At 48.9% G+C, this 16,088-nt stretch carries 11 protein-coding genes; 3 read left to right on the forward strand and 8 right to left on the reverse strand.

Translation table 11 applies throughout. The features are described 5' to 3' along the window. Window positions 1–67 precede the first annotated feature (67 nt). From L4D19_RS01990 to L4D19_RS02005, 4 genes are all read right to left on the reverse strand, one after another. Window positions 68–1,276, reverse strand: a complete 1,209-nt coding sequence (locus tag L4D19_RS01990) for an MFS transporter (protein ID WP_428450939.1) — start codon at window positions 1,274–1,276, stop codon at window positions 68–70. A 9-nt stretch (window positions 1,277–1,285) separates the two neighbouring features. After that, the gene (locus tag L4D19_RS01995; RefSeq protein WP_428450940.1) at window positions 1,286–2,722 is read right to left on the reverse strand and encodes a Mur ligase family protein; all 1,437 of its coding nucleotides are present in this window, start codon (window positions 2,720–2,722) and stop codon (window positions 1,286–1,288) included. A gap of 184 nt (window positions 2,723–2,906) precedes the next feature. Beyond that, window positions 2,907–3,938 (reverse strand): DUF2955 domain-containing protein, encoded by a 1,032-nt coding sequence (locus tag L4D19_RS02000; RefSeq protein ID WP_428450941.1) that lies wholly within the window; start codon window positions 3,936–3,938, stop codon window positions 2,907–2,909. After that, window positions 3,928–5,079, reverse strand: a complete 1,152-nt coding sequence (locus L4D19_RS02005) for an HlyD family secretion protein (protein WP_428450942.1) — start codon at window positions 5,077–5,079, stop codon at window positions 3,928–3,930. Before L4D19_RS02005 ends, L4D19_RS02000 begins: the two co-directional genes overlap by 11 nt. A 204-nt stretch (window positions 5,080–5,283) precedes the next feature. Between L4D19_RS02005 and L4D19_RS02010 the strand changes: the two genes are divergently transcribed. Both L4D19_RS02010 and L4D19_RS02015 read left to right on the forward strand, forming a co-directional pair. Beyond that, window positions 5,284–5,565, forward strand: a complete 282-nt coding sequence (locus L4D19_RS02010) for a hypothetical protein (RefSeq protein WP_428450943.1) — start codon at window positions 5,284–5,286, stop codon at window positions 5,563–5,565. 97 nt (window positions 5,566–5,662) lie between these two features. After that, window positions 5,663–6,697, forward strand: coding sequence for a helix-turn-helix domain-containing protein (locus L4D19_RS02015; RefSeq protein ID WP_428450944.1), 1,035 nt, complete (start codon window positions 5,663–5,665; stop codon window positions 6,695–6,697). Window positions 6,698–6,790: 93 nt separating this feature from the next. Here L4D19_RS02015 and L4D19_RS02020 read toward each other — a convergent pair whose 3' ends face one another. From L4D19_RS02020 to L4D19_RS02030, 3 genes are all read right to left on the reverse strand, one after another. Further along, a complete protein-coding gene (locus L4D19_RS02020) occupies window positions 6,791–8,065 on the reverse strand; it encodes a metal-dependent hydrolase family protein (protein ID WP_428450945.1) in 1,275 nt (424 codons plus the stop codon). Between the two features lie 38 nt (window positions 8,066–8,103). Then, window positions 8,104–9,564: a pyridoxal phosphate-dependent decarboxylase family protein gene (locus L4D19_RS02025; RefSeq protein ID WP_428450946.1), complete on the reverse strand. Its 1,461-nt coding sequence runs from the start codon at window positions 9,562–9,564 to the stop codon at window positions 8,104–8,106. Between the two features lie 251 nt (window positions 9,565–9,815). Beyond that, a complete protein-coding gene (locus L4D19_RS02030) occupies window positions 9,816–12,395 on the reverse strand; it encodes a cytochrome-c peroxidase (RefSeq protein ID WP_428450947.1) in 2,580 nt (859 codons plus the stop codon). A 1,336-nt stretch (window positions 12,396–13,731) separates the two neighbouring features. Here L4D19_RS02030 and L4D19_RS02035 point away from each other — a divergent pair. Continuing rightward, the gene (locus L4D19_RS02035) at window positions 13,732–14,670 is read left to right on the forward strand and encodes a LysR family transcriptional regulator (RefSeq protein ID WP_428450948.1); all 939 of its coding nucleotides are present in this window, start codon (window positions 13,732–13,734) and stop codon (window positions 14,668–14,670) included. A gap of 112 nt (window positions 14,671–14,782) precedes the next feature. Here the strand turns inward: L4D19_RS02035 and L4D19_RS02040 are convergent, their stop codons facing one another. Further along, window positions 14,783–16,087 (reverse strand): anaerobic C4-dicarboxylate transporter, encoded by a 1,305-nt coding sequence (locus L4D19_RS02040; protein ID WP_160651416.1) that lies wholly within the window; start codon window positions 16,085–16,087, stop codon window positions 14,783–14,785. Window position 16,088 lies beyond the last annotated feature (1 nt).

The following is a 16,088-nucleotide window of genomic DNA, read 5'->3' on the forward strand; positions in this document are numbered from 1 at the left end:
GCCACATAATGTGGCTTTTTCTTTATCGAACGACTTTGCCTCACCCTCGCCAATCTTACATTAGCAACTAATCTTCCCGGGGGAATAATGTACTGACCATGAGCAGGCTAACTGTACATAACGCCCCCATCAACAGATACGCCATCGACAACCCAATCGCAGCACTGCTCCACCCAGCCAGTAGATAAGTGAGTAACCACCATAGGTGCGTCAGAGAAAAGTGGGCGGCAAAAAACGCCGGAGCATCTGCCTCTTTGCACGAACGGGTCACCAATACCCCAGCAGGGGTCTGGATGCATGACATGCCAATTCCCAATAGCAGACACACAGCCACAAACCCCGGCCATGACGGTGTCAGCGTACCCAGAAGCAGTGCCAGTGAAATACTCACACCACCGATAAGCATAAACGGCCTGATATTACGTTTTTCCAGCCAGGCGGGCAGCTTGAGAGCAATCAGCATAGAACCAAAACCGACTACGGCCATTGCCAATGCCGTTTCTCTGTCTCCACCTTCCAGTATCTGATTGACATAGACAACCGTATTAACAATCACCATGGCACTGGCACCGGCGGCAGCCAAATAGGCAAACCACAAGGCCCTAAGCCGCGGTGTCATCAGATAAGACTGAATGCCGAACTTCAGGTTATTCCATACGCCCTTGCCGTGATCCACAGCCATAACCGCAGGCAGGGTACAGCTAATGATCAGCACACCCGACAACACAAAAGTGCATGCATCCAGAATGAACAGATCGCGAAAACCTATCAGCAGCAACAGCATCGCCGTCAGTAATGGGCTGATGATCTGTTCCAGATCATACGCCATTCGACTGTAGGATAGCGCCCGGAGGTACTGATCTTTATCCGGCAGAATTTGCGGCAGCGTAGACTGAAACAACGGGGTAAAGCCCGCCGAGCAGGCATTAATCACAAAGACCAAAACATAAATCTGCCAGCTCTGGGTAACAAACGGCAGACAGAGGATCAACCCTGCCCGGATGATATCCAGCGCAAACATGAACTGCTTTCTTGGCAGCTTGTGGGCGATGGCACCGAAAACAGGTGCCAGGCCAACGTAGGCGATCATCTTGAGCGCAAACGCCGTTCCCAACACGGCACTGGCATCCTCGGCCTCAAGCTCCCAGGCCAGTAACGCCAGCGTCAGCGAGCTGATCCCGGTACCAATCAGCGAAATCACCTGGGCACTGAGCAATTTCAGATAGGTGGTATTTTTCCGCATAGGAAGCGGCGTACTTATCGATTCAGCTGCCATGTTGTTTGCCTACCTGTTACCAGCAGCCTGCATCAACGCCTCAAAATCGCCGATATAGGGCTGAGGGGCGTTTTTATTGCTGCTGATATATTGATATTTCTCAGGACCTTTGCCACACAGCAACAGCACGTCATCTGGCATCAGACACGAAACAGCATGTTCGATAACCCGCTCGCGGTCCGGGTGAGTACTGCTGTTGCCACTCACTGCCTTGCTGCCCATTGCAGCAAACAAAGCCTCCTGACACACTCCCAACGGGTTGTCGGTGGTAAAGAACGCATGATCCGAATGTGTGCTACACAACTCACCGATAGCTGCCGCATCGGCCAGTCGGTCACCCGTTACTCCAATCACGGTATACACCCGGCCTTGGCTATGACACCTCACATTATCCAGCAGGTTACGGAGGCTATCGTAATTATGAGCATAATCGATAATCGCCGTGGCACCATTTTGCAACGGGTAGACCTCGCTTCGACCGGGGGCATGATCCATGGTGGCCAGCATCTCAACAGCTGTTGAAATATCAATATCCATGGCCGTCAGCATTGCCAATACCGCAAGGGAGTTTTCAATATTGAAGGTAAACGGCAGGGAGGTACTTACCGAATACTGCAGACCTTCATAATTCAGCCTGAACTGCCCACCATGACACGACGAGGCAATATCAGAGGCAAACATATCCGCACTTGGATCCTGCATACTGAAGGTCACCACCCGAGCCTTGCTGCGGCAACGCTCGATCATCGCCAATGCTAGTTCATCATCAAGGTTGATAATCGCCACACCGCCGGGCTTAAGGCGATCTATCAGGCGAAGTTTGGCCTGAATGTATTCATCTCTGCTTCGGTGGTAATCGAGGTGATCGCTGCCGATATTGGTAATGACCACCACGTCGAAGTCGACGATACTTACCCGATCCTGAGACAGGGCGTGACTGCTCACCTCCATCACATTGTGGGTCACACCCGATTGCTCCATGGCATGAAACAGATTCAGCAGGCTGATGGCATCCGGCGTGGTATTGTCCAGCTCAACCTGTTCATCACTGTATTGGCAGCCCAATGTGCCGGTGTAGGCAGACTTGAACCGGCGGTTCAGCAAAGCATTCAGGCAATAGGCGACGGTAGTCTTGCCGTTGGTCCCCGTCACACCTATCTGCATCAGCTTATCTTGCGGATACTGGTAATACTGATTAATCAAACTGACACTATTGCTAAAACTGGGTGTCAGCAGGCAGGGAACATCAAGCTCTAACGGTTTGTTGGCAATCACGCCAACAGCGCCTTTACCGATCGCCTCATCGACAGACTGGTGGCTGTCCCAGTTCGGGCCCTGACGACAGACAAATACATCGCCGGGAAGAATTTTCTGACTATTGCTCTGAAACCGGACAGCACCCAGCTGACGCAGTTCATTTAGGTTCGTTGTGTGGCATTTATTCATTGTTATATCTGTCGCTCAGGCTAAGGCAATCAGCGGCCTTGTATGCATTCGATTTGTCGTCTCGTCGCTTCTTACAACGGTGAGGTTATTGTATGGGTTCATTGCCCATCAATGTAATCGAACATCTTGATTAACGTTATGAGCGGTATCAATAGGAGAGAAGTAACAGAGCAGGTAAATCACTCTATTCGCTAGCGTGCCTGTCAACCAACCAAGCCACCAATACCAGATATGTACTTGCCATCAGGATCTGGCCAATACGCGCATAGAAACTGACATCTATCTCTTTGCCGCTAGCAGAAATCACTGAACCAAATACCACTAGCATCGCAGAGAAGATACCGGCATACACAGGTGCCTTATGCGGCTCCTCGTACAGCTTATGTGCAAACAGCAAGGTAAACAGTGTCATCATGGCCAACAGAAACGGGAACCAGGGAGTGATAACCAATAGCTCATAGGCAACAATTGCCAATCCCCCTCCTGCAACATTGGTCATCAGGAGGAAAGCGCTCAACTTAATACTGCCAGACCGGGTAAGCTGCAGTGACAGGATGCCGATAAATGCCAATGTCAACAGAGCACCGCTAATCTGGAAATAATAGAAGTACACAATGACCGGGAAACTAATTGCCAGCGCCTTCAACGCACAACCAACACGCAAGGCCTCTGACTGTTCTGCATTCCGGCTTTGCCCCGAGGGCAACTCCGATACGGGAACCGGTTCAGGCACGATCTGGTGCATCAGCCAAAAAATTACCACCGCCCCGATACCGGAAACCATCAATCCCTTGCCGAGCAGCAACGCTGCAGCCGGATGAATGATCCCCATATAGGGCACCAATAACACTGCAATCATTAGGATCATGGCAAAAAAGTTCCATCGCGGATCCTGAAACAGGTAATAAGCCCAGAACATCAGCAGCCCAACCAACAGCAGCAGGATAAGCGGATATTGTGTTACTCCGTTACTGACCCCCAGCGCAATGAGCACTGTCACCACCATCGCCAGAAAAAGTTCATCAAACGTTTCCCGGGTCGGTACCGGTCTGTCGACAAAAAACTTTGCTACAAACACCGGCATAATATAGGCAAGCGTCCAGTCAATACTGTATGCCAGTACAATCGCCAACATGACACCAAGTGTATATCTGAGAATACGGCGTCGAAGTAAACCGTACGATTCCTCTCCGACTGCAGTTCGATTAGCGGACATAGGACATCCAGCTAATAAAGCGGATCCACAGCCTGCCGAATATATTCATCACGGAATCCCTCTCGGTATATACCATGATATCCGCCTGGCCGCCTACCCGCAGCAAACCGCTTGGCCGATCATCTTCAAAACGGATCACCACAGGAAAACGCTGACTCTGTCGCAACCATCCCGACTGGTTGGCAACCGTTGCCAGCTGACCAGAAGTCTGAGGCTGGCCCCAGTGAATACCATATTCAATACTGGCTACCCTTCCCCGGAATATTTCGCCAGGGGCATTATCCAAGGCGATTTCGACCAAATCACCGCTACGGATATTGCCTAGGCTATTCTCACGGTAATATGCCTCTATCCAGCTATCTTCACCTGAGACGAAAGTCATTAATGGCTGGCCTTTGTTCGCGTAGGTCCCTTCATCAAGTCGAAAATTAGACACCCCGCCCATGGCCGGAGCCCGAATCACCGTTCGCTCCAAATCCAACTGGGCTTTCTGCAGAGCCAGCAAAGCCATCTGCATCTCAGTATTTTCGTCGCCGGCCTTACCCAGTTTCTGTTGAGCCTGTACCAGCTCTGCTCGGGCCGTTTTCACCTGCGTCCTGGCATGCGCCACTGCAGCACGGGTTTTATCGGCATCCGCCTGAGTCACGATACCTTTATCAGCCATTGCCAGAACACGCCCTGCCTGCCGCCGGATATTATCCTGGTTGACCAGTGCATCAGATAGTTTGGCCTGTGCCGCTTCCACTGATGCAGTCTGTACGCCAATGTGCTTGCCGGCTTCCTCCAGTCCCTGCTTTGCTTTCCTAACAGCTATCAGATAATCGGTCGAGTCAATTTTTATCAAGGGTTCACCGGCCTGTACCAAATCGTTGGGTGCCACGCTCACCTTGATCACCTCACCCGAAACCATTGGAGCCAGCGGAATCACGTTACCTTGTACGCGTGCCATGTCTGTGCAGGGAATAATCCTGTCTGCAACCAGGTAGAAGACAAATAATCCGATACAAACCGACAGCACGATCGAGGTAACAAAGCGGGGAGAAAAGCTTCTCCCTGCTACGGGTTCCTGATGGTTGTGGCTTGTCTCTTCGGCAACAGTAGAAGGTGTCGATTGCTGTAGTTCCGGTTCTTTTGGGCTCATTCCGACCTCGTCAGATTCACTGCTCATTGCAAGCAATAAAATGTGTGCTGCAATACTATCTAGACCCAAAATTTATTTTTACCATTTAGCGCCATCAGAAAAAAGAAACCAAAGGTTCACCTTGGCGCAAAATGATAAATATAAATATGTTCATTTTTTATACTTCATCTCGTCCGACAAACCACATCACAGCGAGAAATGAAGATGAAAAACATCTGGGCCAAAATCAAACAGTTCCTGCTTACTCCCTACGGCAAGGCGTACCTGGTGTTTATTACCCTTACCAAGCTCTATTTGGTGTACAAATGGGCGCTGGACTATGTCAGAAAGTTTGGCGGTGAGCTATTTGAAATGATCGGTGCCTCGGTCTCTATGGGTGAGAACGTCAGCGTACTGAGCTTTACCGCCATCTGCGGCTACTACACTGTAGAAGCTGTTATCAGTATCTTCCGCACCTCACCAAAGCCGCAGATCACTCAAGCCTGATACCAAGCTCAATAATTCTCTCTCTTCTCTAGGGCTGCAAGGATGCAGTCCGACAAGTATACTCTCTGTTGATGAGTACACTCGCGGAGTAAAAGGAATGAACCAAGGCCAACTGGTCCCGCTGATCAAAACCGTCCATGCTGCGACCCTGATTGAAATGCTCAAGCATTTCGAAGCTGATATCTACCCGCTCCTCAAGACAGCAGGGCTCCCCGAAGACATTCTCCAGACCCAGCACGAATTTGTTCCCGAAACGCCTATCAAACACCTGCTGGCTTTGATGGCCGAGAAGGCCGATCCCGATCATTATGGCAATTTGCTCCGAACAGCAATCCGGGAATACTTCATTCCGAAAATGCTCAGGCACTTACGCAGTCCGAAATCGATAGGTGAAGCCATCGAGCAAATGCAAATAGCGGTGCAACATGACTCCCCCTCCGCCAAAGTCAGCCTCGAATACTTCAACGACACCCCCTGGTTCTGTCGCCACAAGCCAACAGAGGTGTCGGAAGGCTTTCTGTGGGCAGAGGTGTTTGCCATTTTGTTCCTAATCGAATTTATCCGCTTTGCCAGCAAAACCCAATGGCAGCCGGGATGTATTGCCGTGCAATCACCCAATGCCGACAAGTTGGCAGAGATTCTGAACAGCCCCGACACGGTTCTCTATAGCAATCGCAGCCTGGCTGCTATCGAACTATCCAATGACTTGTTGGCAATGCCCTTCAACCTGCCGGTCCGCTTTACACCGGTCGACAGACAAACCAATGACCCAAAACCTCTGAGCTATGTCGAAACTGTGTATCTGGCTCTGGCCCCTTACCTGTCCCGACAAGCCCTGTCGATTCAGCAAGCCGCCGCTTTAATGAATACCAGCCCCCGTACTCTGCAGCGCCGTCTGTCAGGGGAGAACACCAGTTACAAAAGCATTCGGGAAAACATCATGCTGGCAACCGCCTGCCAGCTGATGGAGAGCCGGCAATACTCGCTGACCGATATCGCCTCCGAGCTGGGCTATGCCGATATTGCCCACTTCTCACGGGCATTCAAAAAGCTGACCGGCTTTCCACCCAAGGACTACCGCAAGCGCTTCAGATCCAAAGAGCAGCCGCTAGCGAACAGTTCCCGCGAATAGCCCAGTAAGCGGCCCCTCGGCCAAACCTCTTCTGGAGCAGGCAACAAAAAACCGCCTCATAGGAGACGGTTTCAAATCTGGCCAGATATTGGTTTACAAGGCACGAGTATCTTTGAAAATATCCCCGCCTTTTATCACCACCTTGATATTGTCCGGGTTGGCAAGAATATCCAAATCCTCAACCGGGTTACCACTGATAAGAAGCATATCGGCAAACGATCCTTCACGAATAACACCAATATCACCCTCCGGATACGGGTCCAGAAACCCGGACAGTTTCAATAACTCGCCGGCATCCGAGGTCGCCTGTTTAATGCCGCGAAAAGAACCGAAGTATTTCTTCCGTGCCGAAAACTCGGCATTCTGTTTGGCATGTACTTCCGGCGTTCCGACTAAGTCTGTGCCAAAGGCACATTTGAGGTTGTATTTCTCGACCAGTTCAGCCTGCTTGAGCAAGCCTCTCCCAACCCGCTCGGTCTTCTGATAGAGGATCTCGCTATCAAGTGGGATCATCCGGTTGGCGATCAGCTCGGCAGTCGCATACTGCGGCACAATCCAAACCTCCTTATCCAGGCACAACCGTGCAATATCGTCATCCATAAAAGTCGCATGCTCTAAGGATTTCACCCCTTCTTCCACCGCAATCTTCATCGCGGGACCGGCATGAATATGGCTGCAGACATACGAGCCGTAATTGGTCACGGTTTCGACAATCGCCCTTAGCTCTTCACGGGTGTACTGAATCGTATCGAGTGGATCAAACAGTGATGACGCCCCGCCGCCACCAAATATTTTAATCTGGGATGCCCCCTTAAATATTTGATCGCGGGTTCGCTTCAGACACTCCGGCACGCCGTCAGCCAGCACCAGGTGACCCTGACGCATAAAGCTCGAATCCTCCAGATTCTGACTGAAGTTAGAACGCTGGGTTCTGTTCTGCCGATAGTCAGCATGACCACAGGTTTGCGAAATTGCCCCATAGCTCGGGTAAATCCTCGGCCCCGGCACAAAGTTGTTGTCGATACTTTGCTTCAGGCCATAGCAGTTACTGCCGACATCCCGGACCGTAGTAAAACCCCGCTCCAGCATTTGGCGGGCAATCACCGTCGAGCGCACCGCCACTTCTTCAGCGGTCATGTTATCCATGGCCTGAAACGTATCCGAAAACGAAATATGGGTGTGGGCATCTATCAGTCCCGGAACCACCGTATAGCCAGCCGCATCAATTACCCGGTCATAACTTGCATTGGTATTTTCCTGACTGGCTACCTCGGTGATCACCCCGTCTTCGACACTGATAAAGCATCCCGACTTGACCGTCTCATTAACGCCGTCGAACAATGAAGCATTCTTTACTAGCACTTTCATACTCTATTTCCTCTATTGTTATTCAGACAATCTGCGGGTTAGTCACACAGCTCAGCCGCTTCGCCCAACTGGCACGTTTCCAGCTCGATATGGTAGATTTCGATGATTTTCTCTGCCGTTGCATCAATATCCTCTATCGTGGTGTGACAGTTCAGCACAGAGAAGAGCATGGTCTTGAGCCCCTTATAACCAGACGTTGACGGGTAGCAGAAACCATCTTGCTGCAACTGGTGAACAACTCGCTCGGTCAGGTGGTTTCGGAACGCATCATCACCGATACCGAACTGGGCCGAAAAACGGTTGGACACGACATCATTGAGAATGGTGATCCCGTCGACATTGCGCAGTCTGTCAGCCATTCTCTGTGCCAGCATGCAACAATTGTCGAGGTGAGCCTGGATCCCTTCCTTGCCCAGCGCCTTAATAGCGGCATAGACAGGCACCCCACGGGCCCGGCGCGATGCCGATATTCCGAAGTTGATAGCGTTACGGTCCGGCTTGGCAATGGCGTCAGTCAGATAATCGCCCATACTGTTGCCTCCCATCGCCGTTGCCAACAAAGAAGCGTCACGGACAATGACCATCCCGCTGTCGTAGGGCATGTTGAACCACTTGTGACCGTCGGTATCCCATGAGTCGGCCTTTTCAATCCCTTTCAGCAGGTGCTTTTGCTTGTCGCTTACTGCGGACCACAGCCCAATTGCCCCATCAACATGCAGCCAGGCATTGGGATGAGCCTGAACGTGTTCGGCTATCTCCTCAAACGGATCGAATGCCCCGGAATCAATACAGCCAGCCTGGGCACAAACCAATGTCGGGCCATCACACTGCTCTAAGATCTCCGGCAAGTATTCAGGAAGCATTCTCAGATTGTTATCCGTTGGAATAGTCTTAATATCGTTCACGCCGATGCCAATCATCGAGAGCGCACGCTTAATGGTTGAGTGGATCTGATCGCTCACTACGACATGAATACGCGGGGCGTTATATAGCCCCTGAGTCGCCACATCCCAGCCTGCTTTTTGCAGCAAACTGTTACGGGCCGTGATCAATGCAGTATAAATCGCTTCCTGGGCACCGGAGGTGAAACCCACTCCGGCGGTATCAGGAAGGCCGAGCAGTTCCAGCATCCATTCGGCAGCCGTTTCCTCGACAACCGAAGTGCCCGGACTGGAAACATAATATGGCACGTTCTGATCCCAGGCGCTTACCAGCCAGTCAGCTGCCAGAGCAACCGGGAAGGAACCGCCGATGGCATAGCCAAAGTAGCGCGGACCGCCCGAACCAATCAGGCCGTTTTCAACATTGGCCACCAGCTCATCCAGCACCTGCTCCGGATTGCTTGGCTGCAGCGGTAGACTGCCGCCGATCTGGCGCCGCAATGACTGTGAACTGATCTGGCTATCAATCGGTCTTTCCGGCAAAGCCTCAAGGTAATCAACAGCATGAGAAAGTGAGCGATTCAGCAACTTGCTGTACTGGTTAAACTGATGAGACATGGCGTACCTCTTTGGTTAATGACTGTGTCTTGAGTCATAAGTTAAAGATTTCGCCGCTCTATATTTATCATTTTGCGCCACATAAAGACAAAACAGACTAATGAACAAACCACGAAGCAATCACTACAGTTCGCTATCTTCAAGACCAGTACCGTTCTCAACATCTTAGAACCAATAAAAAGGCTTGGTTCATTGTGAACCAAGCCTTTTACGTCACTCCATCGCATGGTGATGACTAACTTGCTTACTAATTAATCATCTTCAGGGATTTCAGGGATAGTGCCGCCTACTCGTTCGAAGAAGTTAGGGAAGGCAACTGCTGAACCATCTTTACCTGTGGCTTCCAATAGGATGGTGTCATCGACAATTTGTCCGTTTTCCATCTTATGGCCATTAGGAATTGCTAGCTCAGGGCCATCAAACGGTGCCGAACGAAGACGTACACGATCATCTGTCAGAGTACGCATCCAGGCAGCAATTTTTGCCTGACGCTCTGGCTTACCTAACAGCTGACCAATTGGCTCGATATCCGGGTCAAGGTCTTCATTAAGTGGGAAGTCACCACCTCGAGTATAGAAGGCTACCACATCTTCCAGCGTCAGGTATTTACCGTTGTGGAAGTAAGGAGCCGTAAGCTCGATATTACGCAACGTCGGCACTTTCATATGACCTTTCACGCTTGCCTTACCTTCATCTGCTGATACCAGTGGCAGGTTCGGCCAAAACATATCATTACCCGCGTTAGACTGGCTAGACAATGCAATCGGACCAGGTAGATCCTGACGGCCTCGACCTAAATCTTCTTCTGTCAAACGTACCCCTACATTGTAAAAACCAGAGTCATAAAGGCCATTATCTACGCTATTGACCAGTCGCATGGCTTCAATCGGTTCGACAAGTTGGAACTCAAGCGTTGCAGTTGTAAACAGCGGACCATCATGACACTCATTACAGCCAGTACCGCCGCTGAGGAATCGGTTGAAACCTTCTTTTTCTATCTCGCTCAAGTCTCCCTCACCCCGGGCAAACTTATCGAACTTACTCTCGCCGGAAAGCAAAGTTTGTTCATAAGCCTGAACCGCAAGTCCGAATATAAAGGCAAAGTTTGCCTCCATCATGCTGTAGTCTTCCCATTGATTGGTTACCGGATGCTGTAATGATATAGGTGTAGAACTATCCCAGTATTCCTCTTTGAACGCTTTTTTGATCATTGATTCATAACTGGTATTCAGACCTGCTGTCCCATTAGCCAAACCACCAAGTAAGCTATCTTCCGAGTGAACCTTCTGAAGCCCAAGCGGTTTCACATTGCTGTTCAATAGCTTCATAGCAAGCTGAGGGAAGAATCGGCTACGATCTACCGGCCCACAAATCATCTCGACATGACTTTCAAAAGGTCCAACCGCCTGAGAGGCCAACGACGAATAATCAACTAGGAAGTTAGTATCTTTTTCAACATAACCAGAACCATTGACCTTATAGACTCCTGCACTGGTATCGACAGGACCCAGCGGGTTTTCACCATTAAAGAAACGGTGTGCCCGTCCATCCCAGAATTGGAAAGTATTAAAGGCAGCATTGACGACAGTCGGTGCCTGACGCCCTGTGACCTGTCTGAAGTCACCACTTAGATCGTTACATACGTCTTCACCTGGCTGGTTAGGGTTAATTTCGACAAACTCAGCATTCTGCACCCCTTGCGAGCCCAACACCTTATCAAGCGGGAAATCTGCTAACGTAACTTCCTGGTTACCGGTACCACTGGCAAACTGATTTTTAGTCCGCCAGTCAACCCCGGCCAAACTATGGCATGAAGCGCAGGCAACTTTGTTATCCGATCCGACCTGAGTATCCCAGAAAAAAGCCTTACCCAATTTTTCAAGCGCATATTGATCTTTAACAACAAGCTCACTCACCGTGCCTAATGTATTGAACTGGCGATCGACTACGCGCGGTTCAGGCAATAACGATGGATCCAATATGTATTCCAGTGCCTCGAAACGAAGGTGGTCGATGAAGTTACCTGTCAATGTACCTTCAGGGTGAGACTCCTCATGAGAGGTTAAGACTACAGGCGCACACATATTGCCATTTTCAAGTGCTATCAGCATGGCATTAGAAAATGGAAGGTTATACTGAATCAAGCTAAATGATGGTGTAGGCTCAAGAGGCCCTACATTGACATCAGGAATTTGTGGCGGAATATCCGGCCCAATAACCACTTCACCAAGCAGTTGATTTGGTGGCAACGATAAGAACACATCTCCAGTAGAACAGTTCGTCAACTCTATTGAAGAAACATCGCTCGCAGACGTGATACCGCCAATTATAACTTCGACATCAACTTTATCTCCAAAGACAGCTAATCCTGCTTCACCACCAACAGGAATGCCATTTTCATCTGTAAGATCGATTCCGTGTACCAATTCAAGCAATGCATTAAACTCGTGCTCAGGCTCAGCTTCTTCGCCAGTTCCCGCAGAACGCCTAATTGCCAGTCGATCTCCTTCAAGATCGCGAGCATGAATACGTTTTAATAAATCAATTTCCGCCCTTTGGCTTTGGAATAAATCACGTTCCTGATCTCTTAAATTAGCCAGCAACTCACGATCAACAGGTCTCGTTCGCCGAACCTGTCTTTGCTCCTGTTTGATACTCCTCCGCTCAGTCTGATGCTGCTTTAATAAAGTTCGGTATTCTAATCCTTGCTCTTCAAGCGTTTTCTGCATTTCTTGTTCGAGGTTTGCACTTGCCATAGAGCTGCTCAATGAAAGTGCGACTAAGAAAGGCAATGTCGCCAACTTAGAAAGTCGCTTTGGTTTATGCTGCATAACTCAACTCCTGCTATGGTCATTTTAAACAGGCAAAAATTTAAAATATTATTTTATTATCAGGGACCACATTACCTTCATTATTGAAAATGAACGTTCCCCCTTACAGGAAAAATTTAGTCTTAATAAGAAGACTTCGCGACCTTATAAAATGTAGAAACAACAGTAAAAAAACAATGGAACCTAGTAACAAATCATTATTAACCACTCTTCAAATTTCAGCTTCAACAACTTCCCAGAAGTAAAACAAATAAAGTATTAATGATAATCACTGCCCATAAACCCGCATTAATCATGCTTCACACTACAGCCTATCAGTATTTTACATAAGAACTTATCAAACCTTTGCAATATGCAATTCCAAAGTTCCAACAAGTATGTATAAACAGATTGAATGAAAACCAAGCCTTTTATATTAGAAATATACTGAATTCCAGTATTAGTACTAACACTTAGAAATTGCCCTTCTATTCTTCTCAGTTATAAGAATATGACTTATAAACTATAAAAATTCTAATAATTAATAAGACAAGAAAGTACAACAAACTTGACAAAGAAAGACATAAACATCACAAAAACAATATTTAACCTTTGTTTTTAAACAAATAAATTCAAAGTAAGCCATATGGGCTTTAACCTAGACGGGAGCTAATCATAATAAAAAAGTTGCAGCAGCTTGTATGATAACTAAACAATATCTATCAACAATGATTTATCAGAAAAAATCACAGACTTCTTTCAATACAATTTTCCGAAAATTTTAAATTATTGGTTTAAATTAGATAAATTCCAAACCATACTCATATTCTATGATAAAGCAGTGAACAATAATCGCTAGCACTTATGTATTAACACTTACCAAATATTAACCCTTATACAAGGGTAGATTTACTTCAATCTTCTTTTAATTTTATAAAACGTATTATAAGTTTTTCACGTATATACAAATGAGAATTAGTATCATCAATATTAATAACACTTTAACCAGAAGCATCTTTAGAGACCCGGCTTTCCTGACTATCAAATAGCTGTTACTCTACATGGTCGAAATCCTCACCTTTATATAAGAGCGCCTGTTTCAATATTTCTTTCAAATCACCCTTGAAATGTACCCACCAAAGCTAACCTGCATTACAAAGTGATAAAATATATCCCTCGTGCTATCTCTGTACCTCTTGATATATTTGCTACCTCAACAAGAAGTCAACCTATCTTCCTATTCGAAAATGCTGCCAAATAGCTTAATTGCTCCATTAGCTCCTTGCTTCATTGAACCATGCCTCAAAATATAGGACTCTAAGCCCTATCAATTCAGTCGAACAGGAATCTGAAAGCGATGAGCGGTATCAATTGGCGTGGAGTCGATCTCAACCTGCTGCTGACATTCGAAGCTATCATGGTCTGCCGAAGTGTCTCGGGAGCCTCGGAACAGCTCCACCTCGGTCAGCCAGCCACCAGCTATAATCTCAAGCGACTTCGCACCCTGCTTAACGATCCGCTGTTTGAACGTCAGGGCAATACCATGGTACCGACCAGTCGTGCGCTGGAGCTTGCCCCGAAGATCGATGCGGTGATTAGCATAATCCGAGACGATATCCTCCAGCCTGTTGCCTTCGAACCCAAAGACTTTAGCGACAAAATTGTGATAGGTCTGACCGACTATGCCGAGCAGGTATTTGGCCCCGCTTTGTTCGACAGCTTGATTAGCGCGGCTCCTAACTGCCAAATCCTGTTCCAGGCGGTAGATTCCGCCAACTGCGAACAAGCGCTGGACAGCGGTGAGGTTGATTTGGCTATCGGGGTATTCAAGCAACAACCCGACCACCTTTGCCGTACCTTCCTCTACCGCGAGCGCCATGTCTGCCTGTTCGACAATACGGTATTACAAACAGAATTGCCCATTTCTTTAGAAGCTTACCTTGCAACGCCGCAGGTTGTTGTATCTGCCAACAAAGCCCTTTTCAGCCCGGTAGACAACACCTTAAGCGAAATGGGGGCCCAGCGCCGGGTGGTTCTTGGCTCAACACGCTTTTTAACCCTACGTCACCTTATCTCAGGCCGTCGCCTGCTCTGTGTGATGGCTGAAATGGTTGGCCGCTCCGAGCTCTTTAACGATGATATCACCCTCTGCGAGCCACCCATTTCGATCCCGGACTTTGATATCGACATGATGAGTCGTCAACGCGACAGTCAGCACCCGAGAATGCAATGGCTAAGCGAGCAGGTAAAGATAGTGATTCAGGACGAGGTAGAAAGAATTAGGGGAAAGCAATAAGCCGCTGTTTATAGGAAGTATCTAAATAAACGAAAGCCCTCAATGAAGAGGGCTTAAATTATCTTGGCGCTAATCGCCACTGGATAAGTCACCTAGTGAGTTAATGAGCCCGCTAGACAAAGATATTGGCCAGCACGAAGCCGAACGGCACCGCAGCCACAATTCCCAGCATACCCGGCAGGAAGAACGGGTGGTTGACGATGTAAGAACCGTTCCACTTATTGCTGAGGAAAGAGCCGGTGTCATCCGTGGCAATCGCGAAAGCAGTCGTCGGGTAGATGTTGGTCATATACAGGGCACTTACTGCTACAAAACTTGCCAGAATAGTAGCAGGATCCACATTTAGTGACGCCGCGATAGGCACCAACAAGGCACTGGTCGCTCCCTGGCTGAACAGCAGTGCCGACGTACCGAAGAATACCACGGCCAGCAACGCCGGATACTCGCTCAATACATCGCCAGCGATAGCTTTGATCTCGGGAATATGAACACCAATAATGGTCGAGCTCAACCAGACGATGCCGAGGATCACAATCAGACTTTCCGCCCCATCGGCAAAGATCGGTGCTTTCTTGATAGAAGTCAGCTGAACCTTGCACACCATCGCCATGATAAAGCTGGTCAGCAGCATCACGATAACGATGATATCGCGCGATCCCAAATCATGGCCTAACAGCGGCTTGAACAGCAGCAGAGCAACAATGAACATCACACCACCAAGGAACAGCCATACCGAACGCTTGGCTTCAATGCTTGGTTCGATTTGCTTCTGCTCTTCAGGCGTGAAATTCACCAGTCCTTTGGCAACACGTTCCTTGAAGATCGGATCATCTTTCAGCTCGCAACCCTGACGGCTGGCGATAAACGATGCCACAACCACACCAAATAAGGCCGACGGCATAATCACGCTCAGCGCGGTACCAAAGCTCACACCCATCTGCTCGACCACCACATACATCGCTGCAGTCGCTGCCGAGATTGGTGAAGCCGTAATGGCGATCTGCGAAGCCACAACTGCCGAGCTCAACGGTTGGCTCGGGCGCACGCCGTTTTCCTTGGCAACCTGCTGAATAACGTTCAATACCGACATCGCGGTATAACCCGTACCAGCAAGCGTTGTCAGCACAAAGGTCGTGGCCGGGGCCAGGATATTGATGTATTTGGGATGATTACGCAGCATTTTCTCGGCGCAGTTGACCATGTAGCTCATACCACCGGCTTGCTGCATCACTGACAATGCCAGGATCACCGACATAATGATCAAAATAACCGACACCGGAATACTTCCCGGCGGCAGGCCAAGGCCAAAGACAGCGATAGCCATCCCCAGACCACCAGCCAGACCGACACCGATCCCGCCGAGACGGGCGGCCAGAATAATGGCCCCTAACAACAGACACGTTTGGATAAAAATCATT

The sequence above is a fragment of the Photobacterium kasasachensis genome, from assembly GCF_050336885.1.
Classification (GTDB): Bacteria; Pseudomonadota; Gammaproteobacteria; order Enterobacterales; family Vibrionaceae; genus Photobacterium; species Photobacterium kasasachensis.

Bases quoted from the DNA above. Each gene is read 5' to 3' on its own strand.
- L4D19_RS01990 (WP_428450939.1), bottom strand. From the start codon at position 1,276: ATGGCAGCTGAATCGATAAGTACGCCGCTTCCTATGCGGAAAAATACC.
- L4D19_RS01995 (WP_428450940.1), bottom strand. From the start codon at position 2,722: ATGAATAAATGCCACACAACGAACCTAAATGAACTGCGTCAGCTGGGT.
- L4D19_RS02000 (WP_428450941.1), bottom strand. From the start codon at position 3,938: ATGTCCGCTAATCGAACTGCAGTCGGAGAGGAATCGTACGGTTTACTT.
- L4D19_RS02005 (WP_428450942.1), bottom strand. From the start codon at position 5,079: ATGAGCCCAAAAGAACCGGAACTACAGCAATCGACACCTTCTACTGTT.
- L4D19_RS02010 (WP_428450943.1), top strand. From the start codon at position 5,284: ATGAAAAACATCTGGGCCAAAATCAAACAGTTCCTGCTTACTCCCTAC.
- L4D19_RS02015 (WP_428450944.1), top strand. From the start codon at position 5,663: ATGAACCAAGGCCAACTGGTCCCGCTGATCAAAACCGTCCATGCTGCG.
- L4D19_RS02020 (WP_428450945.1), bottom strand. From the start codon at position 8,065: ATGAAAGTGCTAGTAAAGAATGCTTCATTGTTCGACGGCGTTAATGAG.
- L4D19_RS02025 (WP_428450946.1), bottom strand. From the start codon at position 9,564: ATGTCTCATCAGTTTAACCAGTACAGCAAGTTGCTGAATCGCTCACTT.
- L4D19_RS02030 (WP_428450947.1), bottom strand. From the start codon at position 12,395: ATGCAGCATAAACCAAAGCGACTTTCTAAGTTGGCGACATTGCCTTTC.
- L4D19_RS02035 (WP_428450948.1), top strand. From the start codon at position 13,732: ATGAGCGGTATCAATTGGCGTGGAGTCGATCTCAACCTGCTGCTGACA.
- L4D19_RS02040 (WP_160651416.1), bottom strand. From the start codon at position 16,087: ATGATTTTTATCCAAACGTGTCTGTTGTTAGGGGCCATTATTCTGGCC.